Source organism: Stenotrophomonas nitritireducens, from assembly GCF_001431425.1.
Lineage (GTDB): Bacteria > Pseudomonadota > Gammaproteobacteria > Xanthomonadales > Xanthomonadaceae > Stenotrophomonas > Stenotrophomonas nitritireducens.
This window is the reverse complement of record NZ_LDJG01000015.1, coordinates 71,341-95,956: the sequence shown is the minus strand read 5'-3', so window position 1 is coordinate 95,956 and position 24,616 is coordinate 71,341. Positions and strand designations below refer to the sequence as shown.

The window sequence follows — 24,616 nt, the reverse complement described above, 5'->3', positions numbered from 1 at the left end:
CAGCCGCGACCGCACGGACGGTCGCCACGGAAGGGGCCAAAAAAGGCGGCGGGCCCAAGCCCGCCGCCTTCTTCTTGCCATGAAACGTAACGCTTCGATCAGAACTTCAGGCTGAAGCTGCCGAAGATGTAACGGCCGGCCTGATCGTAGCCACCCACGGCGTTGGCATTGGCCGCGAAGCTGGCGGAACCCACGAACGGCGGCTCCTTGTCGAACACGTTGTTCACGCCCAGGGAGATCAATGCCGGGCCGATGCTCATGCTGGCATTCAGATCGAGGTAGTTGTAGGTGGAAACACCGCTACCCAGCCAGATGTTGCTGCTCAGCTTGTTGCCGTTCACGTCCTTGTAGCTGGTGCCGCCGATATGGCGCCAGCGCATGCCCACGGTGTAGCGGTCCCAGGCATAGTTCGCCGAGGCGATATGACGCCACTTCGGCGAGTTTCCGCAGTCGTTGTTGATCAGCCCCTTGCACTCGAAGGCGGTGCTCGGTTCGGAAGCAAGCGACTGGGTGAACTGCTTCAGGACGTAGTTGGCCACCAGGCTTGCGCTCAAGCGGCCGGGGCCGAACTGGAACGAATAGCTCGTGGCCAGGTCGAGGCCCGAACGCTTGTAGACGCCGATGTTGTCGGGCAGGTTGATGACGTAGCCGGACTTCGGATCCGACGCCTGGCCGATCCACAGGTCGTAGTTGCCCGCACGCGCGTCGCGCTTGATCCGGTCGCAATACAGGCCATTCTCCAGGCAGAGCCGCTGGATGGTTTCGTGGCCGATGCCGGCGATCGCCCCTTCGATCTTGATGTCGTACCAATCCAGGGAAATGTTCAGATTCTCGAGGGGTTCGACCGCGAAGCCAACGGTGTAGGTGTCGGCAATTTCCGGCGCCAGGTTGGGATTGCCGCCGACCAGGCCGAAATACTGCTCGGCAGGATTGACCGGCACGTTGCCGTAGGCCGAGGTCGGCACGCCGGCGCGCTCGCATTGCGCCGCGGTGTAGGCCGGCTTCGGTCCGGCGCACAGATCCTCTTCGCCATCCAGGGCGATGCGCTGCGAGTAGTACAGGTCGTTCAGGCTCGGCGCGCGCACGGCACGGTTGTAGCCGCCGCGCAGCAGCAGCTTGCTGTCCCACAGCGCGCTGCTCAGGCCGAGCTTGTAGGTGTCGTAGTTGCCCGAGGTCTCGTCATCCGAATAGCGATAACCCAGCGAAACGTCGAAGCGGTTGAACAGGCCGTCACCCACGTAGACCGGCAACGCCGCTTCGAAGAAGAAGTCGTTCACGGTATTGCCCGCGTCCACCGGCAGGCTGGCGGCACCGGCGCCGGCGAAGTTGCCCGCGGCCGAATCGCCATCGTAGTCGCTGGTGTAGGTGTAATGGCGGCGCTCGGCACCTACCGCCAGACCGATTTCCTCGCCGCCTGCGGTCGGGAAACCCCAGCCGAGGAAACCGTCGGCAACGGCCGACAGCGAACTGTAGCTGGTCTTGTAGATGCTGAAGCTGGTGCCGGCCATCGCATCGGCCGCTTCCTTGGAGATCTTGTCGGTCCAGATGTCGTACAGCGAGCAACCCGGGAAGGTGCCGTAAACAGGATCGGTACAACCCAGCGCGGCAGCGGCGATATTGGTGTTGAGGAAGTCGTTCTTGCCGATATCGATGGTTTTGGTCCGGCCGAAGGTCGCCGAAGCGTCATAGGTCCAGGACGAGCCGAACAAACCACCCCTCATGCCCGCCGTGATGCGGTAGGTGCTGTCATCACTGGAGGAGATGCGCGGACCGCCTTCCACGTTGCGCTTCCACAGGGTGACCTGCGCCTGGCTGGTGGCGACGCCGGCATCGGCGCACATGGTGCCGATCAGCGGGTTGTTGCAGTCCACGACGATCGGCACGCCGAAAGCGCCGGATTCGGCGATCTGCGTGCTGGAACGGCGCTCAAGGAACATGGCCTCGACATACGGCGTGGCGTAGTCGTTGATGTCATAGCTGGCCATGAAGCCTGCGGTGACGCGATTGTCCGGACGCTGGTAGAAGTTGATCGGCGCGTAGTTGTACAGGTAAGTGCCGTTCTGGTAGTTCTTGCCGTTCCAGACGTAGTTGGCGTTCTTTCCGGTCGGCCAATTGACCACGCCGCCGTTTGCATATTGATTGACCGTGAAACGGCCCGGGTTGGCCGTGCCGGAACCGCCGCAGGCCGCTGAGGTGGCCGATACCGAGCAGGCGGAGTAGTCACGCTCGGCCTGGTAAAGCGCTTCGTTTTCACGCCAGGTCAGCCAGCCCATGGCGTGACCCTTGTTGTCGGCAAAGCTGCTGCCCAGCACCAGCTCGGCACTATGACTCGTGCCATCCAGGCCCGAATTGCCGGTCGGGTAGGGAAAGCCCCTGTCCTTGTTGAGCTGCTGGACCGTCTTGTCGTCGTTGTTGTGCTGGAAAGCCGAATAGCCGAGGTTGAGGCTCACGCCCTCGAACTTGTCGTCCAGCACGAAATTGACCACGCCGGCCACGGCGTCGGCGCCATACACGGCCGAAGCGCCACCGGAAAGGATGTCCACCCGCTTGATCGCTGCCACCGGAATGATCGACGGGTCGGCGATCTCATTGCGGCTGGCCGGAAGACGACGGCCGTTGACGAGGGTCAGCGTGCGCTCGGGGCCGAGGCCACGCATGGAAATGGTCGCATGACCGTAGGAACCGTTGTTGGCGAAGTTGTCGAAGCTCAGATCGACCTGCGGGAACTGGTTGACCAGATCCTCGACCTTGGTGGCGCCAACCTGCGTGAACTCCTCGGCGGTGATTTCCGTGACCGGCGAGGATGCGGTGAAGGTCTGGCTCTTGATGCGGCTGCCGGTGACAGTGATGGCATCGAGATTGGTGGCAGCGTCGGACTCGGACTTGGCCGCATCCTGCGCCATTGCCGTGCCGGCAAGACCCATGGAACCGACCAATGCAACCAGAATCGCATCACGCAATTTGCTTGTCTTCATGAAACTCCCCTAAAAGCGCTGAAATGGATGTGACGGTCGTCGGCGGCGGACTTTCCCCAGGCCACCGTGTCAGGCAACGCATGGCGGCTCCCACCTATTGATGCCGTTGCAGCATCAAAGCCCCCATGTCCGCAGCCCAACGGAAAGCTAACATCACTCGATCGATAGAACCAGCCCACCCAACACCAGTGACATAAGTCACTATTTGACGCAAACGGCCAGAATAGGCAAAGAGCGGGAAGCGGGCACGACTGCACCTCCCGCTTTCGCGGGCCTCGACAGCTCATGTGCATCCAAACGCTCGATCGGCCCTGGCGGAAAGTGCCAGGGCGCCCCGCTCAACCCTGGAAGTGCTTCGCGAGCCCGCTCCAGCAGGCCTGGTAGTCGCGTTGGCGGTGCCCGGCGGCCATGGCCTGTTCGGTCGGGCGGATCACGCCACGGGTCTCGAACATGAAGGCCATGGTGTCGACGATGACGTCCGGGCGCGACAGGTCGGCGCTGGAGGCCTTGTCGAAGGTGGCCGCGTCCGGGCCGTGGCCGGTCATGCAGTTGTGGATCGAGCAGCCGCCGGGGACGAAGCCCTCGGCCTTGGCGTCGTAGGCGCCGTGGACCAGGCCCATGAACTCGCTGGCGATGTTGCGGTGGAACCACGGCGGGCGGAACGTGTCCTGCGCCACCAGCCAGCGCGGCGGGAAGATCACGAAGTCCAGGTTGCTGGTGCCGGGCGTGTCGCTGGCCGAATGCAGCACCAGGAAGATCGACGGATCGGGGTGATCGTGGCTGATCGAGCCGATGGTATTGAAGCGGCGCAGGTCGTAGCGGTACGGCGCGTAGTTGCCGTGCCAGCCGACCACGTCCAGCGGACTGTGGCCGATGTCCGCGCGCCACAGCCGGCCCTGGAACTTGGCGACCAGTTCGAAATCGCCCTCCACGTTCTCGTACGCGGCCACCGGCGTTTCGAAATCGCGCGGGTTGGCCAGGCCGTTGCTGCCGATCGGGCCGAGGTCGGGCAGCTTCAGCAGCGCGCCGAAGTTCTCGCAGACATAGCCGCGCGCCTGCCCGTCCGGCAGGTCCACCGCGAAGCGCACGCCGCGCGGGATCACCGCGATCTGCTGCGGCTCGATCTCGATCACGCCCAGCTCGGTGCGCAGGCGCAGCCGGCCGAGCTGCGGCACGATCAGCAGTTCGGCGTCGGCGTCATAGAAGTACCGGCCACGCATGTCGGCGTTGGCGGCGTACAGGTGGATGCCGGCGCCGGCGTGCGCCTCGGGGGAGCCGTTGCCGCCCATGGTGTACAGCCCCTCGACGAAATCGGTGGGCGCTTCCGGCAGCGGCAGCGGATTCCAGCGCAGTTGGTCCGGCGACACCGCGCCATGGCAGAAGTCGCCGTGCAGGCGCGGCTGCTCGAACGGCGTGAACCTGCCATGCATCGCCGCCGGGCGGATACGGTACAGCCAGCTGCGGCGGTTGCTGCCGCGCGGCGCGGTGAAAGCGGTGCCGGTCAACTGCTCGGCATACAGCCCGTGGGCCACGCGCTGCGGCGAATTGCGTCCCACCGGCAGGGTGCCGGGCACCGCCTCGGTGGCGAACTCGTTGCCGAAACCGGATTGATAGGCGTTGTTGCTCTGGGACATGGCTGCGCTCGCGTGGATGTGCCCGGACGGGCAGGCGGTTTCAGGTCAGCTGGCGCCGGGTCGCGCGCTCGGCCAGCAGCCCCAGTCCGTCGGCAAGGTCGAGGACGCGTGCGGTGTCCTTGCGGCGGACGATGAAGGCATAGAGGTTGTCATCGAAGTGATTGCCCCACAGCAGGATTTCGTAGGGCGTAGGCCGGGCGGCCAGCTGCCCGTCCAGCCACTGGAAGTACTCCGCCGCCGGCATTTCCTGTCCCGGAAACGCCGGCAGCGGGTCGGCGAACTGCTCGCTGATCTCTTCGTGCAGTTCGTCGACCTTGTCGCCGATGGCGACGAAATCGCCCAGCTCGGCGAGGATCGCGAACTGCATGAACGCCGCCGGGCCGTCGCCCTCGATCCACTCCAGTTCCGGGTCCGCCGGCGATGCCTCGATCCTGGCCACGCAGTCGGCCAGGTCGTCGCCTTCCAGGCCATCGCAGGTCAACAGGGTGATCAGTTCGGTCAGCATCGCGTGTTCCTCGGGGAGTGGACCGCCAACGTTACAGCACGCCGCGCTTGATCTGGTCGCGCTCGATGCTCTCGAACAGCGCCTGGAAGTTGCCTTCGCCGAAACCCTCGTTGCCCTTGCGCTGGATGATCTCGAAGAAGATCGGGCCGATGCAGTTCTGGGTGAAGATCTGCAGCAGCTTGCGCTGCTTGGTCTCCGGGTCGGCGTCGATCAGGATCTTGTTCCGGCGCAGGCGCGGCACGTCCTCGCCATTGTCCGGGATGCGCAGGTCGACCACGTCGAAGTAGGTATCCGGGGTGTCCAGGAACTCGATGCCATGTTCGCGCATCGCCTCGACGGTGTCGTAGATGTTGTCGGTGAAGCAGGCGATATGCTGGATGCCCTCGCCCTTGTACGCGTCCAGGTATTCGTTGATCTGGCTCTTCGGGTCGGAGGACTCGTTGAGCGGAATGCGCACGATGCCGTCCGGCGCGGTCATCGCCTTGGACACCAGGCCGGTCTTGGCGCCCTTGATGTCGAAGTAGCGGATCTCGCGGAAGTTGAACAGGCGCTCGTAGTAGTCCGACCACTGCTGCATGTTGCCCAGGTACAGGTTGTGGGTCAGGTGGTCGATGAAGGTAAGGCCGAAGCCCTTCGGGTCCTGCTCGGCGCCGTCTACCGGCACGTAGTCGGCGTCGTAGATGCTGCCGGCCTCGCCGTAGCGGTCCACCAGGTACAGCATGCAGTCGCCGATGCCCTTGATCACCGGCGCCGGCACCGCGCGGGTGTCGGCCAGCAGGCTCACTTCCTCGGCGCCATTGCCCAGCGCGGCAGCGAGCACGTCGGCGGCCGGCTTCTGGAAACGGATGGCGAAACCGCAGGCGCAGGGGCCGTGCTTGGCGGCGAAGTCGGCGGCGAAGGAGTCCGGCTCCTCGTTCACGAGGAAGTTGACGCCGCCTTGACGGTAGACGGTAATAGCACGCTGCCGGTGGCGGAGCACGGCAGTGAACCCCATGTTCCGGAAGTAGTCGTGCAGCTGGGCGGCCTGCCCTGCCGGCGCGGCGAACTCGACGAACTCGAAGCCATCGATGCCCATCGGGTTTTCGAAGGTGGTGACCTGCATGCCCAGGTTGGGCGCGTTGGATGCGGCGTGGACTTGGGTATTCATGGCTTGCCTCCGGAAGTGGGGCCGTCGCCGATGCCGGCGGCGGGATACAGGAAGACGCGCGGCGAACGCGGGTCGAGACTGAAGGTTATAGTTTCACATGAAACCACCATCAAGGTGCACTGCAACATGAGCTCTTCCGACTACAGCAAGTCCACCAGCTTCCGCTCCTCGCACGTGCTGCTCGATCTCGAACAGTTCCTGCCCTATCGCATCAGCGTCCTGTCCAACCGGGTCAGCGGCAACATCGCGCGGCTGTACGGCGAGCGCTACGGCCTGTCGATTCCGGAATGGCGCGTGATCACCATCCTGGCGCTGTACCCGGGCTCGTCGGCGAGCGAGGTGTCCGATCGCACGGCGATGGACAAGGTGGCGGTCAGCCGCGCGGTGGCGCGCCTGCTGGAGCGCGGCTTCATCCGGCGCGAGACCCATGGCGACGATCGCCGCCGCTCGGTGCTGGCCCTGTCGGCGGCGGGCTTCGAGGTCTACGAGACCGTGGCGCCGATGGTGATGGAAATCACCCGCAAGCTGATGTCGGTACTGACCGAGGAAGAGGAGCAGGTGCTGGAGCGGCTCATCACCCGGCTGGCCGACGCCGGCCTTGCGCAGATGAGCATCGACTGAGGCACGCCCGTCCCCGGGCTGGCCCCGGCATCGGGCCGGGCCCGCTGCGGCCGGCTCAGCTCAGGAACTTGCGCCGCGCGTAGATCCACGGCGCGGCCAGCGCGGCGATGGCGCCGCCGGCGAAGCCCAGCGCCACGGCCACCGCGGCCGCCTCGACGCGGCCGGGCAGGGCCAGCGCCGCGATCAGCAGCAGCGCCGCCGGCAGGCCGATGAACGAGGTCAGGAAGAAGCGCCAGCGCGGCACCCAGGTATGCAGCTGCATCAGGCTGGCGCTGCTCCAGGCCTCGCCGGCGCGGCTGCGCTGGATCTTGTCCACCAGCCGGACCAGGTCGACCTCGTGGGCGCCATTTCCGGCCCGCGCCAGGCCGATCTCGGCCTCCACCTCGACCGGATCCGGCCATTGCGCCGGCCATGCCTGCGGTGCGGCCACGCCATAGGCGGTCAACAACGGGACCGTCAATGAAGGAGCGGACAGCGCGCGCAGCCTGCGGCTGTCCAGCACGCACCACACCTGCGCCACCCCGGCCACGGTCACGTGGTACAGCGCCAGCTGCTCGGGTGCCGGATACGGCAAGGCGGTGACCCGCGCGGCCAGCGATTCGACGCCCATCGCGCGCAGGAACCCGACCCGGCTGCGCCCCACCTGCGCCCAGCCCAGCCCCAGCGGCCCCAGCAGCATCACCTCGGCCGCGTCGGCCGCGCCCGCGCCGGCGCGCTCGTCGCTGGCCAGGAACGCGCCCAGCGAACGCGGCTCGGCGACGTCGGCCTTGCCCCAGCGGTGCGACTGCCCCAGCAGGTACTTCAGTGGCGCACGCGCGGCGACGGTCTCGCCGCGCACGCTGTCCGAGGCGAACGGCACCACCGAGGCCACGAAGGCGCGCAGTTCGTTGCCCGGCATCGCGCTCCATTCGGCGGGGAAGAGGCCATCGAGCAGCCCTTCGCGGGCCAGCAGGTCGATCCGCTCCTTCTGCTCCACCAGCCGCGCCACCGCGGCCTGCAACATGATGTTCGGCGGCACCGCCGCCTGCGGCAGGCGGTAGTGCGGCGGCGCCGCGTCGCCATCGGCCGGCGGCTGTTCGTCCATCAGCGCATCCACCGTGGGCAGGCCCGTGCCGGCCGCATCGGTGGCGGCCGGGACGGCGGCTTCAGGAGTGGCATCGGAAGGAAACGGCATGGGGAGTCGGCCCCGGCGAGCAAGGGAATGCTCCCGTTAACGGCAGCCCGGCGCGGAAATGAAGCCCGCAAGGAAAACGGCGCCCTGCGGCGCCGTCTTTCCCTTCATCCCCCGCTCCGTCAGGGCGCTGCCGGCGGCGCCCATTCCTTGAGGAAGGCGAAGAACTTGCCGCGGTCGTAGCCCTTGCCCTTTTCCAGTTCGCCGGTGAACTGCGAGTGCAGCAGCCGGCCCTCGGCATCGAGCACGAACAGGTGCGGGTAGCCGGTGATGGCCGGGAAGCGCGACAGGAACGCCGCGTTCTCGTTGTCCTCGCTGTAGTTGACCTTCATCCACACGTAGTGGGCGTCGCGGAAACGGCGGATCTCCGAGTCGCCCTCCATGAAGGCGTCCATCAGGTGGCACCAGGAGCACCACTCGCCGCCTACGTCCAGCACGATCCGCTTGCCGCCGCGCTGGGCCTCGACCTTGGCGGTCTCCAGGTCGGCGACCGGATCCCGCGCCGGATCGAACCGCGCGTTGAGCGCGGCCACCGCGGCGATGTCCGCCGCGGCCGGGGTATTGCCGGAGGCGACCGGCTGGCTGGTATCAGCCACCGGCGCCTTCTGCTCGGAAGTGTCCAGCGGCTGCACCTTCTCCGCCGGCTGCGCCGGCGGCTGCGAACAGCCGCCCAGCGCCGCGGCCAGCAGCAGGGAGATTCCGCCGGACATCCGCTTCATCGTTGCTTCCTCACTTCACGCCATGCATCAGCTTCTGCACCAGCGGCGCGATCAGGAACAGCAGCACGCCGGCGCCGAGCAGCGACCAGAAACCGAAGGTATACCCCTTCAGGGCCGATTCGACGGTCATGCCGCTTTCACCACTGACCACCGCGGCGAAGATGCCCGACAGGTTGTTGCCGATGGCGGTGGACAGGAACCAGCCGCCCATCGCCAGGCCGACGACCTTGAGCGGGGCCAGCTTGGTGGTCATCGACAGGCCGATCGGCGACAGGCACAGCTCGCCGACGGTCTGGATCACGTAGACCATGAACAGGGTCCAGAACGGGATCTTGCCGGCGCCGTCGACCAGCGAGGACAGCGCGTACATCAGCAGCAGGAAGGCCAGGCCGTTGAAGATCAGGCCCAGGCCGAACTTGCGCGGGATCGACGGGTTGCGCGAGCCGAGCGCGGTCCACAGCCACACGAAGATCGGGCCCAGCGCCAGGATGGCCACCGAGTTCACCGACTGGAACCAGCCCACCGGGAACATCCAGCCGGACAGGTCGCGGTTGACGATGTTCTGCGCCAGGAAGTTGAACGAGCTGCCGGCCTGTTCGAAGAACATGAAGAACAGCACGTTGAACACGAAGATGATCAGCATGGCGATGGAGCGGTCGCGCGCGACCCTGCCCTCGCGCACGCCCTCGACCAGGATCATCACGCACAGCACGGTGAACAGCGCGCCGAGGATCCAGCCGAGGATGCCGGCGTCGATCGACAGCAGGCCGTAGGCCACCGGCACGGCGACCAGCGCGCCGATCAGCACCGCGATGGTGCGGCCGATGCCGGCCCCGGCCGGGGCGGCGCCGATGGTGCCGAGCTGGCGGCGGCCGATCCAGAACCACACCAGGCTGACCAGCATGCCGATGCCCGAGGCGATGAACACGTACTTGTAGGCCGGCATGGCCTCGGTGCCGAACACGTTCTCGGCGAGGATGCCGGTCAGCACCGGGGCGACCAGCGCGCCGGCGTTGATGCCCATGTAGAAGATGGTGAAGCCCGAGTCGCGGCGGGAATCGTTGATCCCGTACAACTGCCCGACCATGCTGGAGATGTTGGGCTTGAACAGGCCGTTGCCGGCGATGACCGTAGCCAGGCCGAGGCGGAACACCTGGTCGTCGGGAATAGCGATCAGGAACAGCCCCAGCGACATCACCGCCGCGCCGATCAGGATCGAGCGCTGGTAACCGATGATGCGGTCGGCGACGAAGCCGCCGAACAGCGCCGCGGCGTAGACCAGCGCCAGGTAGGCGCCATAGAGCTTGCTGGCCCCGGCCTGGCTTTCGGAGAACTGGGCGACGATGTACAGCGTCAGCGCCCAGCGGATGCCGTAGAACGCGAAGCGCTCGAAGAACTCGGTCATGAACAGCATCCACAGCGGACGCGGGTGACCGAGGAGGTTCTTGAACTCCGGCACGGGCGCCGGGGTCGTTGCGGAATTCGGCGCGGCAGCGCTCATGCGGGGTTCCCCCTGAATGTTTCGTTGGGCAAAAAAGGCAAATGAAGTCGGCCGGAATCGGCACGACGGGCGAGGATCACCGAAGCGCCGGCTTCACGTCAAATCCACAGCGCAACGGCCAGATCGCCGCCGCCAGCCCGGCGTTGGCGGCCGGAAGCAGCCGGCGGCCGTCCCCGCCGCGCTGAATACGCAGGCCTTTCAGGCCCCCGCCGGGGCCGCCGGTTCCCCGCCGATGCTGGTGCGCACCTCGAACAGCTCGGGGAAGAAGGTCAGCTCCAGCGCCTGCTTGAGGAAACCCACGCCGCTGGACCCGCCGGTGCCGCGCTTGAAGCCGATGATCCGCATCACCGTGCGCATGTGGCGGAAGCGCCACAGCTGGAACTGGCTCTCCAGGTCCACCAGGTCCTCGCACAGCGAGTACTCGCGCCAGTAGCGGTCGGTGTCCTGGTAGATGTTCTCGAAGACCGGGCGCAGCGCCGGATCGCTGACATGCGGCAGGGTCCAGTCATGGCCTTCGTAGGCGGGCGGGACGGCGTGGCCGAAGCGCGCCAGGTAGCGCAGGAATTCCTCGTACAGGCTCGGCGCCTCCAGCGCCTGGCGCAGCCTGGCCTGCCCGTCCGGGTCGTGCCCGAACACCAGCAGCATGTCCGCGTTCTTGTTGCCCAGCAGGAACTCGATGCAGCGGTACTGCAGCGACTGGAAGCCCGAGGACGGCCCGAGCACGTCGCGGAAGCCCATGTACTCCGACGGGGTCAGGGTCTCCAGCACCGACCACTGCTCGGTCAGCTGGCGCAGCACCTGTTTGCCGCGCGCCAGCACCTTGCGGCACTGCCAGACCTGGTCGCGCTGCAGGAAGCCCATGGCCGCGCGCAGTTCGTGGTCGAGCAGCTTCAGCCACAGCTCCGAGGTCTGGTGCTGGATGATGAACAGCATCTCGTCGTGGTGCGCCGGGTTCGACAGCGGCTGCTGCGCCGACAGCAGCCGGTCCAGGCACAGGTAGCCGCCATAGGTGAGCCGCCCGTGCAGGTCGGTATGGATACCGGCTTCGAGCTCACGCTGGTTCTGTTCTACGGTCATCGGCCTTGCCATTTGCGCGGGGCGCAAAGGGTAACGCAGCGCGGCGGCCGGCCGCCGCCAGCGCGCAAACGGAATGCCAACACTTGCAACCGCAACCGGCGCGACAATCCGTCCGCGGTCGCCGCGACAGGCTGAATGCGCAGCATCCATGCGCTGTCGGGACCGTGCATGGGCTGGCGTGCGGAAATTCGTGCTGCGGCGCAGGACGGCTTTTCCGGTCCGATTCCTTACCATGCGCAATTCCTATCATTTGAAACCATCTGTCCAAGGTGTTGCTGCAATGACGGTTTCCGCCCAGTTCCAAATCGAATACCTGCAGTACCTGGATGCCGACGGCGCCCTGGTACGCGACGACCTGCCACCCTCGCTGCGCGATCCCCGCGCGCTGCTGCCGATGTTCCGGCAGATGCTGGCCACCCGGGTGTTCGACACCAAGGCCGTGGCGCTGCAGCGCACCGGCAAGCTCGGCACCTTCGCCTCCTGCCTGGGCCATGAAGCGGCCCACGTCGGCATCGGCGCGGCGATGAAGCCCGGCGACGTGTTCGCCCCCAGCTACCGCGAGTACGGCGCCATGTTCATGCGCGGCGTGCGCCCGCGCGACGTACTGATGTACTGGGGCGGCGACGAGCGCGGCAGCGACTACGACCGCAACAGCGATGCGGTGCGCGATTTCCCGATCTGCGTGCCGATCTCCACCCAGTGCCTGCATGCGGCCGGCTCGGCGCTGTCGTTCAAGCTGCAGGGCAAGCCGCAGGTGGCGGTGACCGTCTGCGGCGACGGCGGCAGTTCCAAGACCGACTTCTACGCCGCGGTGAACTCGGCCGGTGCCTACCAGCTGCCGCTGATCCTGTGCGTGGTCAACAACGGCTGGGCGATCTCGGTGCCGCGTGCGGCCCAGACCGGCGCCGAAACACTGGCCCAGAAGGGCCTGGCCGGCGGCCTGTTCTGCCTGCAGGTGGACGGCAACGACCTGATCGCGGTGTTGGCGGCGATGGAGCAGGCGCGCGAGCGCGCCCTGTCCGGCCAGGGCGGCACGGTGCTGGAATTCCTCACCTATCGCCTGTCCGACCACACCACCGCCGACGACGCGCGCCGCTACCGCGACGATGCCGAGGTCAAGGCCGCGTGGCTGAAGGAGCCGCTGATCCGCCTGCGCAGATACCTGACCGCGCAGGGCGTGTGGAGCGAGGAAGAAGAGAAGAACTGGATCGCCGAATGCGGCGCTCGCGTGGACGAGGAGGTCAATGCCTACCTCAACTGCCCGGTGCAGCCGGTGGAAGCCATGTTCGACTACCTGTACGCCGATCCGCCGCCGGACCTGCTGGCCCAGCGCGCCGCCGCCATCGCCCTGGAGCAGCGCCATGGATGACATGAAGCGCAGCGCTGGCGCGCACGCCGGCCACGACCCCGTCAGCGACCACGGCGCCGCAGGCGCCAGCGGAGAAACCACCATGACCGCCACTCCCATCACCCTGATCGAAGCCGTGACCCAGGCGCTGGCCTGGGAGATGGAGCACGACCCGTCGGTGCTGGTGCTGGGCGAGGACGTGGGCGTCAACGGCGGCGTGTTCCGCGCCACCGCCGGCCTGCAGCAGCAGTTCGGCGCGCAGCGCGTGCTCGACACCCCGCTGGACGAGACCACCATCGCCGGCCTCACCGTCGGCCTGGCTGCGCAGGGCATGAAGCCGGTGGCCGAGGCCCAGTTCGACGGCTTCGTCTACCCGATGGTCGACCACATCGTCTGCCATGCCGCGCGCCTGCGTAACCGCACCCGCGGCCGCCTGCACTGCCCGATGGTGCTGCGCGTGCCGTGGGGCGGCGGCATCCGCGCGCCGGAACACCACAGCGAAGCCAACGAGGCCATCTTCACCAACGTGCCGGGCCTGCGCGTGGTGCTGCCGTCCAGCCCGCAGCGCGCCTACGGCCTGCTGCTGGCCGCGATCCGCGAGCCGGATCCGGTGATCTACATGGAGCCCAAGCGCATCTACCGCCAGTACAAGGAAGTGGTCGCCAACGACGGCGAGGCGCTGCCGCTGGACGTGTGCTTCGTGCTGCGCGACGGCACCGACGTGACCCTGGTGACCTGGGGCGCGCAGGTCAAGGAAGCGCTGGAAGCGGCCGACAAGCTGGCCGGCGAAGGCATCAGCGCCGAAGTCATCGACGTGGCCACGCTGCGCCCGCTGGATTTCGCCACCATCGCCGAGTCGGTGGCCAAGACCGGCCGCTGCGTGATCGTGCAGGAAGCACCCAAGACCGCCGGTTTTGGTGCCGAGATCGCCGCGCGCCTGGCCGAGGAATCGATGTACGACCTGCTGGCGCCGGTCGAACGCGTCACCGGCTACGACACCCACATCCCGCTGTTCCGCCTGGAAATGAAGTACCTGCCGAGCGTGGAGCGGATCGTGGCCGCAGCCAGGCGCGCGGTGGCGGCGGGCTGACATGCGCGCGCGACTGCTCAGCGCTTACCGCAGCCAGTATCCGGTGCCGCTGCGTTTCCGGGCTGGCGAGATCGTCCAGCTCGGCGTGCGCGACGAGGAATGGCCGGACTTCGCCTGGGTACGCACCGCCGACAACCGCGCCGGCTGGGCGCCGGTCGCTTGGCTGCGCGTGCTCGGCGACGGCCGCGCCGAGGCGCTGCGCGACTACACCGCGCAGGAGCTGGACGTGGACAGCGGCGAACTGGTGCGACTGCATCACGAACACGGTGGCTGGTGGTGGGCCGAACGCGCCAACGGCGCGCTCGGCTGGCTGCCGGCACGCGACCTGGAACTACTGGAAGAAACCCCCTGAAATGAGCCAGACCAAGAATTTCAATCTGCCCGACCTGGGCGAAGGCCTGCCGGACGCGACCATCGTGGAGTGGTTCGTCAAGGAAGGCGACGTGATCAAGCTGGACGAGCCGCTGGTGTCGATGGAGACCGCCAAGGCCGTGGTGGAAGTGCCCTCGCCGGTCTCCGGCAAGGTACTGAAGCTGGCTGGCGCGGCCGGCGACATCGTGGTGACCGGGCACATGCTGGCCCAGTTCGAGATCGACCCCAACCTGCCGCAGCGCGCCGAAGGCCAGGACACCGGCCACCACCATGGCGCGCCGGCCGAAGCCGCGCCGGCACCTGCCGCTGCACCGGCACCGGCAGCCACGGCAGCGGCCGAACGCGCCGACGAAGGCACCGTGGTCGGCGCGATGGTCAGCTCCAACGCCGTGCATACCGAACAGGCCGTGGCCGTGGGCGGCGTCAAGGCCGTGCCGGCGGTGCGCGCAATGGCGCGCAAGCTGGGCGTGGACCTGGCGCTGGTGCGCGCCACCGGCGCCGAGGGCGCGGTGACGATGAACGACGTCAAGCAGGCCGCCGCCGCGGGTACCGCGCGCATCGGCTCGGCGCCCGCCGCCGCTCCGCAGGCGGCCGCCGCAGCGGCGCCGGCCGTGCGCGCCGAAGCCGCGCGCACCCCGCTCTCGGCCGCCGGCAAGCCGATGCGCACCGCGCCCCCGGGCGTGGTCGCCAAGGGCCAGCCGGAACCGCTCAAGGGCGTGCGCCGCAACATGGCGCGGGTCATGGCCGACGCGCACAGCAAGGTCGTGCCGACCACGCTGACCGACGACGCCGACATCCATGCCTGGGCACCGGGCAACGACATGACCTCGCGCCTGGTGCGCGGGATCGTGACCGCCTGCCAGGCGGTGCCGGCGATGAACGCCTGGTTCGACGGCGACAACCTGACCCGCACCCTGCATGCGCAGGTGGACATCGGCATCGCCGTGGACACCGACGACGGCCTGTTCGTGCCGGCCCTGCGCAACGCCGACATGCTCGACGCGCGCGGCGTGCGCGAAGGCATCAACCGCCTGCGCCAGCAGGTGGAAGAGCGCAGCATCGCGCCATCGGAACTGAGCGGCTACACCATCTCGCTGAGCAACTTCGGCATGTTCGCCGGCCGCTACGCCACCCCGGTGGTGGTGCCGCCGTGCGTGGCCATCGTCGCCGCCGGCCGCGCCCGCTTCCAGGTGACCCCGGTGATGGGCGGCGTGGAGACGCATAAGGTCATCCCGCTGTCGGTCACCTTCGACCACCGCGCCTGCACCGGCGGCGAGGCCGCGCGCTTCCTGCGCGTGCTGATCGACGACCTGGCCCGGCCGGACTGACCGCCGGCGACGGACGCTTTTTTGCAGCAAGACTTGAGCCCGCAGCGATGCGGGCTTTTTTTGTTGCCGCCCTCCATGACGACAACCGCGCGGGCCATCGACCGGAAACACCCGCGATCACACCGGGCGGTCGCTTTGTCGCCGCGCTGCCCGGCGGCGGTTTTTTTGTCGGCGGCCCGGCGCTGGCCGCAAGCGCGCCGGATGAAACTCCTGCCAGGCTCCGGCCATCGCGGCACGGCCGGGCTACGATGTCGACTCCTCTCCACCCGGCAACGCCATGACGCATTGGATCTGCACCCACTGCAGGGAAAGCAACGAGGACGGTTTCGAACAATGCTGGAAATGCGGCACGCGCGCCGATGGCAGCGCGGACCCGGACTTCCGGCCCGACAACGGCGATCCGCAGGCCTGGCCGCCACGCCTGCTCCACTGCCTGCGCTGCCCCGGCACGCCCATGGTGTTCGCCGGCCGCAAGCGCTTCCACGAAGGCTCGCAGGCCATGCCGTTCCTGCTCGGCGGCATCGGCGAACTGCTGGTGAACCGCGAGGAGTTCGACCTGCATGCCTGCCCGTCCTGCGGCAAGGTCGAACTGTTCCTTTCCAGCGCGCCGCGCTGATCCGGCGCGACGCCACACCTGGAAGCCGCCATGCGCCATCCCCGCCGTATCGTCGTGCTGTTCGCGCTCGCCTACCTGTGCATGCTGTTCGGCGGTGCGCTGCTCAAGCCGGGCTATTCTCACCTGGCGCAGTACATCAGCGAACTGGGCGCCAGCGGCAGCGCGCATGCGCGGCTGATCAGCCTGGCCAGCTTCGTTCCGGTGGGGCTGGTCGCGGCCTGGCTGCTGGTCGCCACCGCGCCCTTCGCGCCGGTTGGCGGCGCCAGCCGGTTCGGTTACTGGCTGCTGCTGTGCGAGCCGCTGGCCTGGATCGGCTCGGCGCTGGCGCCGTGCGATCTGGGCTGCCCGGCGGGCGGCAGCACCCGTCAATTGCTGCATACGCTGCTGGGCCTGGTCACCTACGGCGGAACCGCGCTGGGCCTGCTGTTGCTGGCGACCGCGCCCGGCCTGCGTACCGGCTTCCGCCTGCTGTGGATCGCGCTGGCGGCGACATGGCTGCTGCTGTTCGTGCTGATGGGCGCACCGGACCTGCAGCCCTGGCGCGGCCTGCTGCAGCGGCTGGCCGAATGGCTGGTCTACGGCGCGCTGTGCGGCGCCGCATGGCGCCTTGGCGGACAAGCCCATGCCACGGCGTCCACGCGCGCTCCGGCGTCGCGGACGTAAGCTCGCCTTTCCCGACACAGGAGCACCCGCATGGCCCATCGCAGCCGTCTGGCCGGCTTCATCATCGATTGCCAGGACACCGACAGCGACACCGCCGCCGCGTTCTGGAGCGCCGCGCTGGGGTTGCCATCGCGCCCCGCCGAAACCGATGCCGATGGCGCGCAGTACGCCGAACTGCTGGGCGCGCCCGGCGGACTGCACGTGGAAGTGCAGCGCGTCGGCCATCCCTCGCGCGTGCACCTGGACATCGAGGCCGACGACATCGACGCCGAGGCCGACCGGCTCGAAGCCCTGGGCGCGCGCCGCATCGGCCTGGTCAAGCGCTGGTGGGTGATGGAAGCGCCCACCGGTCACCGCTTCTGCGTGGTGCGCATGCGCCATCCCGACCAAGGGCAGCCCGCCAACGCTTGGGAATAGTGGCGGGCAATTGCGGCGACAATGTCCGCCTTCCCCTGCAGCGGAGCCCGACGATGTCCCTTCCCGACCTGGGCCAGGCCCGTGTACTGGTTGCCGGCGGCAGCCGCGGCATCGGCCTGGCCATCGCCGCCGCCTTCGCCCGGCACGGCGCACGACTGGGCCTGTGCGCGCGCGGCCACGAGGGCCTGCAGCGTGCGCGGGAAACGCTGCAGGCCAATGGCGCCCACATACACGTGCACGCCTGCGACCTGGCCGATGCGGCGCAGATCGAAGCCTGGGTCGAAGCGGCCGCCACCGCGCTGGGCGGCATCGACATCGTGGTCAACAACGCCTCCGGGTTCGGCAACGGCAACGACGACGCCAGCTGGCAGGCCGGCTTCGATGTCGACCTGATGGCCGCCGTGCGCACCAACCGTTTCGCGCTGCCGCACCTTCGGCGCAGCGCGGCCCCGGTCATCCTCAACATCAGCTCGATCAACGGCCGCGTGCCGACGCCGCGCGCGGCCGCCTATTCCACCGCCAAGGCGGCGCTGGACTACTACACCGTCACCCTGGCCACCGAACTGGCGCGCGAGCGCATCCGCGTCAATGCCATCGCCCCGGGCTCCATCGAGTTCCCCGGTGGGCTGTGGGACCAGCGCCGCGCCTCCGATCCGGCGCTGTATGAACGCATCCGCGAGCGGATTCCGTTCGGCGGCTTCGGCGATGCCGACGACGTGGCCGCGGCCGCGGTGTTCCTGTGCTCGCCCGCCGCGCGCTGGATCACCGGGCAGGTCCTGGCGGTGGACGGCGGCCAGTCGCTGCCGGCCTGAGCGCGTCCCGCGCCAGCGGGCCACCGGCCGGCTCCATTCCTGCCTCGCGCCTAGACCAGTTGCGCCGATCCGATCACCCGTACGCCCGGCCGTGGCGCCAATGCCGCTTCGACCAGCGCATCGGCGATGCGTCCGGCCGGATTGATCCGCCACGCGCGCGGCAGCACGGGCGCCAGCGCTCCCAGCACCCGTGCGGCGGCCTGCTCGCCAGGGCGCGGCTCGACGCGTTCGCCACCGATCAAGCCCGGCCGCACCAGCGCCAGCGATGCGAATTCCAGCGCGCGCAGGTCCCGCTCCAGTTCGCCCTTGACCCGGTTGTAGAAGAACGGCGAGCGCGGATTGGCGCCCATCGCCGAGTTCAAGGCAAAGACCGTGCAGCCATGGGCCCGCACGGCGCGTGCGATGGCCAGCGGATACCCGTGGTCGACGCGCTGGAAAGCCTGGCGCGAATCGGCCTGTTTCAGGGTCGAGCCCAGCGCGCAGATCGCCGCGTCCACATTCCACCAGGGCGCCTCCAGCGACAGCTGGTCGAAATCCAGCACCGGGCTGGACAGGCGCGGATCCTGCAATGCCGGCGGCCGCCGGCCCGGTGCGACGACCGCCGTGCAGCGCGCGTCGGCCAGCAGCCGCCGCAACACCTGCGATCCAACCAGTCCGGTGGCCCCGGCCAGCAATACGCGCATCCCGCTCCTCCTTCGCACGGCTGTTCAAGCCGGCATCCGCAATGCCGATAATGGGGGCATCAATCCCCGCCCGCGGCCCGGCCGCGCCCCGTCCGGAACCGCCTCGCGATGGCCGACAGCACCGACACTCCGCCCCCCAAGCCTGCCGGACTGGGACGCATCCTGTCACGCCGCCAGTCCATGGCCGAGCCGACCGCACCCGGCGCACCCGCCGCATCCGCTCCGGCATCCCACGGCCACGGCGCGGCGCCGCTGCAGCGGATGTTCGCCCAGGCGCACGCGCCGGAAGCGTTGCTGCATGCCTTCGCCCAGGGGATGTCCAGCCTTCCCGGCGAACTCGGCGACCTCGGCCGGCTGCTGCAGAGCGCCTACGACCGCCAGGAATGGGAACGCTACGGCCGCCTGCTGCGCCAGCTGATCGACAAGTACATCCGCACCATCGAACTGGAACCCGCGCACGGCGGCAACGGCGAGGCCGAGCGCCTGCGCGACATGCTGCGCAATACCCTCGGCGCGGTGCTGTCCAGCCTGCTGCAGCAGGCGCCGGAACTGGAAACCCAGGCCCGGCGCATGGGCGAGGAACTGCGCGGCTGGCGGTCGGGGCAATCGCTGGAGCCGGTGGAGCAGCACCTGCGCGAACTCTGCCACCAGGTCGGCGTGCGCAACGACGTGCTGCACGAACAGCACGACCTGCTGCTCAACCTGTTCGACCTGCTGCTGCAGAACATCGCCGAGCTGATCGATGGCGGCAGCTGGCTGCACGGCCAGATCGGCAATGTGCGGCAGATGCTCGCCGGGCCTCTGGACCGCACCTCGCTGGAGCGCACCCGCAACGACCTGCGCGAGGTGATCTACCGGCAGGGCGTGCTCAAGCAGGGCATCGACGAATCCAAGGCGGCGATGCGCGACCTGATGGTCGATTTCGTCGAGCAGGTGGATGGCATGGCCTCGCAGACCGGCGAGTACCACGACCGCATCGCCAGTTACGCGGTAGCCGTGCGCCAGGCGCGCAGCCTCGCCGACCTGGGCCAGCTGCTGCAGAGCGTGCTGCAGGACACCGCCCGGCTGCAGTCGCAGGCCCTGCGCGCGCGCGACCGCCTGTCCAGCGCGCGCGCGGAAGCGCTGGCCGCCGAGCAGCGCGTGCAACAGCTCGAACGCGAGCTGGAAGAAGCCGGCAGCCAGCTGCGCACCGATCCGCTGACCGGCGCCCTGAACCGGCGCGGGCTGCAGGAACTGCTCGCCGATGCGATGGGCGCCGCGCAGGCGCCACTCAGCATCGCCATGCTGGACCTGGACCATTTCAGCCAGACCAATGCCGACTACGGCCATGCCGGCGGCGACCATGCCCTGCGCCACCTGGTGGCGACCACGCAGACGCGCCTGGGCAGCCACGGCCAGGTCGCGCGCCTGGGCGGCGACGAGTTCGTGCTGGTCCTGCCCGGCATGCCGCAGGACCAGGCCGACGCGCAGCTGCGCCGGCTGCAGGAGGCCCTCGCCCACCGCCCGTTCCTGCACGAAGGCCAGCGCGTGCACGTGCGCTTCAGCGCCGGCATCGCGCAATGGCGCGCCGGCGAATCCGCCGACGCGCTGCTGCAGCGCGCCGACCGCGCGCTCTACGCGGCCAAGCAGGCCGGCCGCGACCGGGTGGGCAACGCCGGTTGACCCCGCCGTCGGCGCGGACCGCGGGCAGGCGCATGCGCGTCCATCGACAGGACCGGGGCGGTACATGCCCGCCCCGGCATCCGCTTACTTGAAGTCGCCGGCCACGAACACGCTCAGGCTGTCCGGCTTCAGGTGCCTGCGGAGGGCGGCGTTGACCTGCTCGACCGTCAACGCCTGGTAGGCCGCATCGCGCTCGATCACGAACGACATGGTGCGGTCGTAATCGAGCAGGCCCTGCAGCAGGCCGGCCACCGCGCCATCGGTGGCGCGCGACTGTTCGCGCTGCACGAGGCGCGCGGCGACGGCGTCGCGCAGTTCCTGCGCGGTCACGCCATCGGCGACCAGCCGCGCCAGCTCCTCGCGCAGCGCAGCCTCGACCTTGCCCATGTTCTCCGGGGCGGCGATGGCCTGCACGGTAAGGCTGCCGTTGTCGTCGCGGCCGATGCGGCTGTCATCCGCGCGCAGGCCGGCGCTGACGCCATAGCTCAGGCCTTCGCGCTGGCGGATGCGGTCGGCCAGGCGCGACTTGAGCGGGTCGCCGCCGAGGATGTCCACTGCGATGCTCAGCGCCGGCATGTCGGCGTCGGCGATGTTGAGCGATACGTTCTGCCGCGCCAGCAGCACCGCGTTGGGCTTGTCGGGCGTGGCGAAGCTCTCGCGGTGCGCGGCGCGCGGCTGGTAACGGGTGGAGATGGGCGCATACGGCACCGGCGGCTTCCAGCCGGCGAACAGTTCCTGCAGTTGCGCCTTGACCGCTTCGGGATCGAAGTCGCCCACCACGCTAATCTGGCCGCTGGCGGTACCGTAGAAATCGCGGTGCCACGCGCGCAGGTCTTCCAGCTTCAGCGCCTCGAGCTTGGCCAGGGATTCGTCCAGCGAATCCGCATGCAGCGGATGACCCGCCGGCCACGGATCGAAGTACGTCGCCATCGCCATCGACGCGAGCATGCCCGGCTCCTTGCGCTGGGCCTCGATGCCGGTGACGGCCTGCAGGCGCAGCTGCTCGAACTGGTCCTGCGGGAAGTCGGGCTGGCGCAGCACCTGCGCGGCCAGCGCCAGCGCCTCGGCCAGGGTTTCGCGCTTGCCGGCGAGGCGGATCTGCGCGCCCTGCAGGTTGCCGCCGATGGACGCCTCGGTCTTGAGCGCATCGAAACGCGCGACGAGCTGCTCGTAGCTCTGCCCCGCCGCGCCGCGCAGCAGCATCGACCCCACCCACTGCGCGGCGGTGTCGCGTCCGGTGACGGCCTGTTCGTTGCCGAACTCGAAACTGGCATTGACCGCGACCGTCTGCCCGCGGGTCCGGCGCGGCAGCAGCGACACCTTCAGGCCCTCGCCCAGGGTGAACGTCTGCGTGCGCGCGGCGATGTTCTGCGGGGTCGCCTCGAACGTCTCGCCCGCCTCCACCGCGGTCCGGCCGGTATAGCTGTCGACCACGCTGGCGATGGCCGGCGCGGCCGGCACCTCGGCGCGGTCCGGCGCATCGGTGGGCACGAACCGTCCCAGCGTGCGGTTGCTCGGCTTCAGGTAGGCCGCGGCCACCCGGTTGACGTCCGCGGCCGTCACCCTGGCGATGGCGTCGCGCTGCACGAACAGCAGGCGCCAGTCGCCGGCCGCCTGGTACTCCGACAACGCCATCGCCACCGCGTTGACGTTGTTGAGCAGGTTTTCCTGGTCATTGGCGATGCGCTGTTTCGCGGCCTCCACCTCCTCCCCGGTCACCGGCCGGGCCACGACAGCCTCGGCCTGCCGGAGCAGTTCGGCCTCGGCCTTGGCGGCGTCGCCGTCCTTGGGCAGCACCGCGATCACGTTGAACAGCCCCGGATCGCGCATGCTCCCGCTGCCGGCTCCCGCACCCGCCGCCAGCTTGGTTTCCACCAGCGCCTTGTGCAGGCGCCCGCTGGGCGTATGCCCGAGCACGTTGCCCAGCACCGCCAGCGCCGCGCTGTCGGCCTGCGCCAGCGCCGGCACGTGGTAGGTGGTGGCCACCAGCGACAGGTCGCCGGTGCGGCGCACCGTCACCTCGCGCTCGCCGTCCTGGGTCGGCTCGACGGTGTGGAACGCCGGCAGCACGCGCGCCGGCTTCTTCAGCGGCCCGAAATGCGCGGCGACCCGCGCCAGCGCCCTGTCGGCGTCGATGCGGCCGGCCACGATCAACAGCGCGTTGTCCGGCTGGTACCAGGTGCGGTAGAACGCCTGCAGGTTCTCGATCGGCACGTTCTCAACGTCCGAACGCGCGCCGATGGGCAGGTTGGCGTAGTTGTGCCAGTCGTAGGCGACCGAACGCATGCGCTTCATCAGCACGCCGGCGGGATTGTTGTCGCCGGCTTCCATTTCGTTGCGGACGACGGTCATCTCGCTGTCCAGGTCGGCCTTGGCGACCCTGGAATTGACCATGCGGTCCGCTTCCAGCGCCAGCAGCCAGTCCAGCGTGTCGTCGTTGGCCGGGAACGAAGCGAAGTAGTTGGTGCGGTCCAGCGAGGTGGTGGCGTTCTTGCTCACCCCGCGCTGCTGCATCTCGCCGGGGATGTCCGGATGCTTCGGCGTGCCCTTGAACAGCAGGTGCTCCAGCAGGTGCGCCATGCCGGTCTCGCCGTAGTTCTCCTGCATCGAGCCCACGCCATAGACCAGGTTGACGGTGACGGTGGGCTTGCTCGCATCGGGAAACAGCAGCACCCGCAGGCCGTTGGGCAGGCGGTACTCGCAGATGCCTTCGACGCACGGCCCGGCAGCTACCGACTTCGGCAGCACGGCCGTTTCGCCCTTGGCGTACGCCGTCGGCATCAACGCGAACGAAAGCGCTACGCCCAGGGCGCAGGAAGACAGCTTCAGCATCATTTCCCCTTGTCTTATGTTCGGAACAACGCGCCGGCATCCACATGGGCCGGCAGGCACGACACGGCATCCATGCGCCGCGAACCCGACGATTTGATCCGGAACGCGTGTGCGCATGCAACTGTCAATGCTGACAGCGGCGCGTCCACTGTTCCTGACGCGATCAACGAAATCGCAGGCGCGATCATCCGGCGCCCCTCAATGTCCCCGTTCCCCATCGTCATGCGCAATGTGTACATGGCGCATTGACATATCTGGATCCCCATCCGGTGATCGGAACTGGAAAAGCGGCATGGATCCCGGCGTGCCCCTCCGCATTGCATGCACTGTTCCGTCCGCGCGTCCAATCACCGCGAATGGCAAACACGCTTCCTGTGGATCGCTGCCGGGCGCGAAATTCGAGGGCGGCGCTGGATGGATGCCGCTACAAATGGCGGGCGCAACTCAATCCGCCGGCCTGCCATCGCGCATGTGCTGCACCAGCATCACCGCCGCCAGCACCAGCGCGCCGGCAAAGAGGCCCACCACCACGCTGCCCAGGGCATTGGCCACCATTTCCCAGGCCGGTGAGGGGATCCAGCCCACCACGAGGTGGTGCAGGGCCGGTATGGCGTGCACGAGGATGCCGCCGCCGACCAGGAACATCGCGGCGGTCCCGGCGATCGACAGGCCGCGCATCAGCCACGGCATCGCGCGCAGGATGGCGCGGCCCAGCGTGGCGGCTGCGCGACCACGGCGCAGCAGCCACATGCCGACGTCGTCGAGCTTGACGATGCCGGCCACCAGTCCGTAGACGAAGGCGGTCATCGCCAGCGCGATGGCCGCCAGCACCAGCACGCGCTGCAGGAACGGCACGTGCGCCACCACGCCCAGCGACAACACGATGATCTCGGCCGAGAGGATGAAGTCGGTACGGATCGCGCCGCGCACCTTGCCCTTCTCCCAAGCGACCATGTCCACGTTGGCGTCGGCAAGCGCCTGCACCCGTTCCGCGTGCCGCTGCTCGTCCTCCTTGCCGTGGAGGAACCTGTGCGCCAGCTTCTCCACGCCCTCGTAGCAGAGGAAGGCGCCGCCGAGCATCATCAGCGGGGTAATCGCCCAGGGCAGCCATGCGCTGATCGCCAGCGCCGCCGGCACCAGGATCGCCTTGTTGAGCAGCGAGCCCCTGGCCACCGCCCACACCACCGGCAGTTCGCGCGCGGCGCTGACGCCGGTGACCTGCTGCGCGTTGAGCGCCAGGTCGTCGCCCAGCACGCCGGCGGTCTTCTTCGCCGCGACCTTGGTCAGGATGGAAACGTCGTCGAGCAGGGTCGCGATATCGTCGAGCAGGGCGAACAGGCCGGCTCCAGCCATGGGGCACCGTGGGCGCGTGGAATGCGCGGATTGTCCCGCATCGCGGCCCGGTGCGACATGGCCGCCGCATTCACCCCCCGCCCACCGGCG

22 protein-coding genes are annotated in these 24,616 nt (G+C 68.6%); 11 read left to right on the top strand and 11 right to left on the bottom strand.

Going from position 1 to position 24,616, the window contains the following annotated elements:
- Positions 1 to 98: 98 nt before the first annotated feature.
- From ABB22_RS10360 to hppD, 4 genes are all read right to left on the bottom strand, one after another.
- Complete coding sequence (locus ABB22_RS10360) at positions 99 to 2,975, bottom strand: TonB-dependent receptor domain-containing protein (RefSeq protein ID WP_082443517.1); 2,877 nt, start codon at positions 2,973 to 2,975, stop codon at positions 99 to 101.
- 338 nt (positions 2,976 to 3,313) lie between these two features.
- Positions 3,314 to 4,609, bottom strand: a complete 1,296-nt coding sequence (hmgA, locus tag ABB22_RS10355) for a homogentisate 1,2-dioxygenase (protein WP_055766442.1) — start codon at positions 4,607 to 4,609, stop codon at positions 3,314 to 3,316.
- Between the two features lie 40 nt (positions 4,610 to 4,649).
- Complete coding sequence (locus ABB22_RS10350) at positions 4,650 to 5,114, bottom strand: hypothetical protein (protein ID WP_055766445.1); 465 nt, start codon at positions 5,112 to 5,114, stop codon at positions 4,650 to 4,652.
- 31 nt (positions 5,115 to 5,145) lie between these two features.
- Entirely contained in the window at positions 5,146 to 6,261 is a 1,116-nt protein-coding gene (hppD, locus tag ABB22_RS10345; protein ID WP_055766449.1) for a 4-hydroxyphenylpyruvate dioxygenase, read from the bottom strand.
- Between the two features lie 126 nt (positions 6,262 to 6,387).
- Between hppD and ABB22_RS10340 the strand changes: the two genes are divergently transcribed.
- The gene (locus ABB22_RS10340; protein ID WP_055766452.1) at positions 6,388 to 6,882 is read left to right on the top strand and encodes a MarR family winged helix-turn-helix transcriptional regulator; all 495 of its coding nucleotides are present in this window, start codon (positions 6,388 to 6,390) and stop codon (positions 6,880 to 6,882) included.
- A gap of 55 nt (positions 6,883 to 6,937) precedes the next feature.
- On the opposite strand, the gene ABB22_RS10335 is transcribed toward ABB22_RS10340, so the two are convergent.
- From ABB22_RS10335 to ABB22_RS10320, 4 genes are all read right to left on the bottom strand, one after another.
- The gene (locus ABB22_RS10335; RefSeq protein WP_055766454.1) at positions 6,938 to 8,056 is read right to left on the bottom strand and encodes a hypothetical protein; all 1,119 of its coding nucleotides are present in this window, start codon (positions 8,054 to 8,056) and stop codon (positions 6,938 to 6,940) included.
- A 119-nt stretch (positions 8,057 to 8,175) separates the two neighbouring features.
- On the bottom strand, positions 8,176 to 8,772 hold the full coding sequence (locus ABB22_RS10330; protein ID WP_055766456.1) for a thioredoxin family protein: 597 nt from the start codon (positions 8,770 to 8,772) through the stop codon (positions 8,176 to 8,178).
- A gap of 10 nt (positions 8,773 to 8,782) precedes the next feature.
- Complete coding sequence (locus ABB22_RS10325) at positions 8,783 to 10,273, bottom strand: peptide MFS transporter (protein ID WP_055766460.1); 1,491 nt, start codon at positions 10,271 to 10,273, stop codon at positions 8,783 to 8,785.
- Positions 10,274 to 10,471: 198 nt separating this feature from the next.
- Positions 10,472 to 11,350, bottom strand: coding sequence for a tryptophan 2,3-dioxygenase (locus ABB22_RS10320; RefSeq protein ID WP_055766463.1), 879 nt, complete (start codon positions 11,348 to 11,350; stop codon positions 10,472 to 10,474).
- Between the two features lie 280 nt (positions 11,351 to 11,630).
- On the opposite strand from ABB22_RS10320, the gene pdhA reads away from it, so the two are divergent.
- The 8 genes from pdhA to ABB22_RS10280 all read left to right on the top strand — a co-directional run bounded on the left by pdhA (position 11,631) and on the right by ABB22_RS10280 (position 17,996).
- Complete coding sequence (gene pdhA, locus ABB22_RS10315; protein WP_055766467.1) at positions 11,631 to 12,719, top strand: pyruvate dehydrogenase (acetyl-transferring) E1 component subunit alpha; 1,089 nt, start codon at positions 11,631 to 11,633, stop codon at positions 12,717 to 12,719.
- Positions 12,712 to 13,788 carry an alpha-ketoacid dehydrogenase subunit beta gene (locus ABB22_RS10310; protein WP_055766470.1) on the top strand — a complete coding sequence of 359 codons (1,077 nt, stop codon included), beginning with the start codon at positions 12,712 to 12,714 and terminating at the stop codon, positions 13,786 to 13,788. Before pdhA ends, ABB22_RS10310 begins: the two co-directional genes overlap by 8 nt.
- Before the next feature lies 1 nt (position 13,789).
- Positions 13,790 to 14,140 (top strand): SH3 domain-containing protein, encoded by a 351-nt coding sequence (locus tag ABB22_RS10305; RefSeq protein WP_055766473.1) that lies wholly within the window; start codon positions 13,790 to 13,792, stop codon positions 14,138 to 14,140.
- Position 14,141: 1 nt separating this feature from the next.
- Complete coding sequence (locus ABB22_RS10300) at positions 14,142 to 15,488, top strand: dihydrolipoamide acetyltransferase family protein (RefSeq protein ID WP_055766475.1); 1,347 nt, start codon at positions 14,142 to 14,144, stop codon at positions 15,486 to 15,488.
- A gap of 277 nt (positions 15,489 to 15,765) precedes the next feature.
- The gene (locus ABB22_RS10295) at positions 15,766 to 16,104 is read left to right on the top strand and encodes a hypothetical protein (RefSeq protein WP_055766479.1); all 339 of its coding nucleotides are present in this window, start codon (positions 15,766 to 15,768) and stop codon (positions 16,102 to 16,104) included.
- A 30-nt stretch (positions 16,105 to 16,134) separates the two neighbouring features.
- Positions 16,135 to 16,767 (top strand): DUF998 domain-containing protein, encoded by a 633-nt coding sequence (locus tag ABB22_RS10290; protein WP_055766482.1) that lies wholly within the window; start codon positions 16,135 to 16,137, stop codon positions 16,765 to 16,767.
- A gap of 30 nt (positions 16,768 to 16,797) precedes the next feature.
- On the top strand, positions 16,798 to 17,184 hold the full coding sequence (locus ABB22_RS10285; protein WP_055766485.1) for a VOC family protein: 387 nt from the start codon (positions 16,798 to 16,800) through the stop codon (positions 17,182 to 17,184).
- Positions 17,185 to 17,237: 53 nt separating this feature from the next.
- Positions 17,238 to 17,996 carry an SDR family NAD(P)-dependent oxidoreductase gene (locus tag ABB22_RS10280; protein WP_055766487.1) on the top strand — a complete coding sequence of 253 codons (759 nt, stop codon included), beginning with the start codon at positions 17,238 to 17,240 and terminating at the stop codon, positions 17,994 to 17,996.
- A gap of 50 nt (positions 17,997 to 18,046) precedes the next feature.
- Here ABB22_RS10280 and ABB22_RS10275 read toward each other — a convergent pair whose 3' ends face one another.
- Positions 18,047 to 18,679 carry an NAD(P)H-binding protein gene (locus tag ABB22_RS10275; protein WP_055766490.1) on the bottom strand — a complete coding sequence of 211 codons (633 nt, stop codon included), beginning with the start codon at positions 18,677 to 18,679 and terminating at the stop codon, positions 18,047 to 18,049.
- 108 nt (positions 18,680 to 18,787) lie between these two features.
- On the opposite strand from ABB22_RS10275, the gene ABB22_RS10270 reads away from it, so the two are divergent.
- Positions 18,788 to 20,341 (top strand): GGDEF domain-containing protein, encoded by a 1,554-nt coding sequence (locus tag ABB22_RS10270; protein WP_055766493.1) that lies wholly within the window; start codon positions 18,788 to 18,790, stop codon positions 20,339 to 20,341.
- 84 nt (positions 20,342 to 20,425) lie between these two features.
- Here the strand turns inward: ABB22_RS10270 and ABB22_RS10265 are convergent, their stop codons facing one another.
- Positions 20,426 to 23,176 (bottom strand): M16 family metallopeptidase, encoded by a 2,751-nt coding sequence (locus tag ABB22_RS10265; protein ID WP_055766496.1) that lies wholly within the window; start codon positions 23,174 to 23,176, stop codon positions 20,426 to 20,428.
- 69 nt (positions 23,177 to 23,245) lie between these two features.
- Here ABB22_RS10265 and ABB22_RS18420 point away from each other — a divergent pair, with 69 nt between their 5' ends.
- The gene (locus tag ABB22_RS18420; RefSeq protein ID WP_156357987.1) at positions 23,246 to 23,422 is read left to right on the top strand and encodes a hypothetical protein; all 177 of its coding nucleotides are present in this window, start codon (positions 23,246 to 23,248) and stop codon (positions 23,420 to 23,422) included.
- Between the two features lie 195 nt (positions 23,423 to 23,617).
- On the opposite strand, the gene ABB22_RS10255 is transcribed toward ABB22_RS18420, so the two are convergent.
- The gene (locus ABB22_RS10255) at positions 23,618 to 24,526 is read right to left on the bottom strand and encodes a DUF808 domain-containing protein (protein WP_055766505.1); all 909 of its coding nucleotides are present in this window, start codon (positions 24,524 to 24,526) and stop codon (positions 23,618 to 23,620) included.
- Positions 24,527 to 24,616: the final 90 nt, after the last annotated feature.

Coding starts and splice junctions, on each gene's coding strand:
- ABB22_RS10360 (WP_082443517.1), bottom strand. CDS start 2,975: ATGAAGACAAGCAAATTGCGTGATGCGATTCTGGTTGCATTGGTCGGT.
- hmgA (WP_055766442.1), bottom strand. CDS start 4,609: ATGTCCCAGAGCAACAACGCCTATCAATCCGGTTTCGGCAACGAGTTC.
- ABB22_RS10350 (WP_055766445.1), bottom strand. CDS start 5,114: ATGCTGACCGAACTGATCACCCTGTTGACCTGCGATGGCCTGGAAGGC.
- hppD (WP_055766449.1), bottom strand. CDS start 6,261: ATGAATACCCAAGTCCACGCCGCATCCAACGCGCCCAACCTGGGCATG.
- ABB22_RS10340 (WP_055766452.1), top strand. CDS start 6,388: ATGAGCTCTTCCGACTACAGCAAGTCCACCAGCTTCCGCTCCTCGCAC.
- ABB22_RS10335 (WP_055766454.1), bottom strand. CDS start 8,056: ATGCCGTTTCCTTCCGATGCCACTCCTGAAGCCGCCGTCCCGGCCGCC.
- ABB22_RS10330 (WP_055766456.1), bottom strand. CDS start 8,772: ATGAAGCGGATGTCCGGCGGAATCTCCCTGCTGCTGGCCGCGGCGCTG.
- ABB22_RS10325 (WP_055766460.1), bottom strand. CDS start 10,273: ATGAGCGCTGCCGCGCCGAATTCCGCAACGACCCCGGCGCCCGTGCCG.
- ABB22_RS10320 (WP_055766463.1), bottom strand. CDS start 11,350: ATGACCGTAGAACAGAACCAGCGTGAGCTCGAAGCCGGTATCCATACC.
- pdhA (WP_055766467.1), top strand. CDS start 11,631: ATGACGGTTTCCGCCCAGTTCCAAATCGAATACCTGCAGTACCTGGAT.
- ABB22_RS10310 (WP_055766470.1), top strand. CDS start 12,712: ATGGATGACATGAAGCGCAGCGCTGGCGCGCACGCCGGCCACGACCCC.
- ABB22_RS10305 (WP_055766473.1), top strand. CDS start 13,790: ATGCGCGCGCGACTGCTCAGCGCTTACCGCAGCCAGTATCCGGTGCCG.
- ABB22_RS10300 (WP_055766475.1), top strand. CDS start 14,142: ATGAGCCAGACCAAGAATTTCAATCTGCCCGACCTGGGCGAAGGCCTG.
- ABB22_RS10295 (WP_055766479.1), top strand. CDS start 15,766: ATGACGCATTGGATCTGCACCCACTGCAGGGAAAGCAACGAGGACGGT.
- ABB22_RS10290 (WP_055766482.1), top strand. CDS start 16,135: ATGCGCCATCCCCGCCGTATCGTCGTGCTGTTCGCGCTCGCCTACCTG.
- ABB22_RS10285 (WP_055766485.1), top strand. CDS start 16,798: ATGGCCCATCGCAGCCGTCTGGCCGGCTTCATCATCGATTGCCAGGAC.
- ABB22_RS10280 (WP_055766487.1), top strand. CDS start 17,238: ATGTCCCTTCCCGACCTGGGCCAGGCCCGTGTACTGGTTGCCGGCGGC.
- ABB22_RS10275 (WP_055766490.1), bottom strand. CDS start 18,679: ATGCGCGTATTGCTGGCCGGGGCCACCGGACTGGTTGGATCGCAGGTG.
- ABB22_RS10270 (WP_055766493.1), top strand. CDS start 18,788: ATGGCCGACAGCACCGACACTCCGCCCCCCAAGCCTGCCGGACTGGGA.
- ABB22_RS10265 (WP_055766496.1), bottom strand. CDS start 23,176: ATGATGCTGAAGCTGTCTTCCTGCGCCCTGGGCGTAGCGCTTTCGTTC.
- ABB22_RS18420 (WP_156357987.1), top strand. CDS start 23,246: ATGCGCCGCGAACCCGACGATTTGATCCGGAACGCGTGTGCGCATGCA.
- ABB22_RS10255 (WP_055766505.1), bottom strand. CDS start 24,526: ATGGCTGGAGCCGGCCTGTTCGCCCTGCTCGACGATATCGCGACCCTG.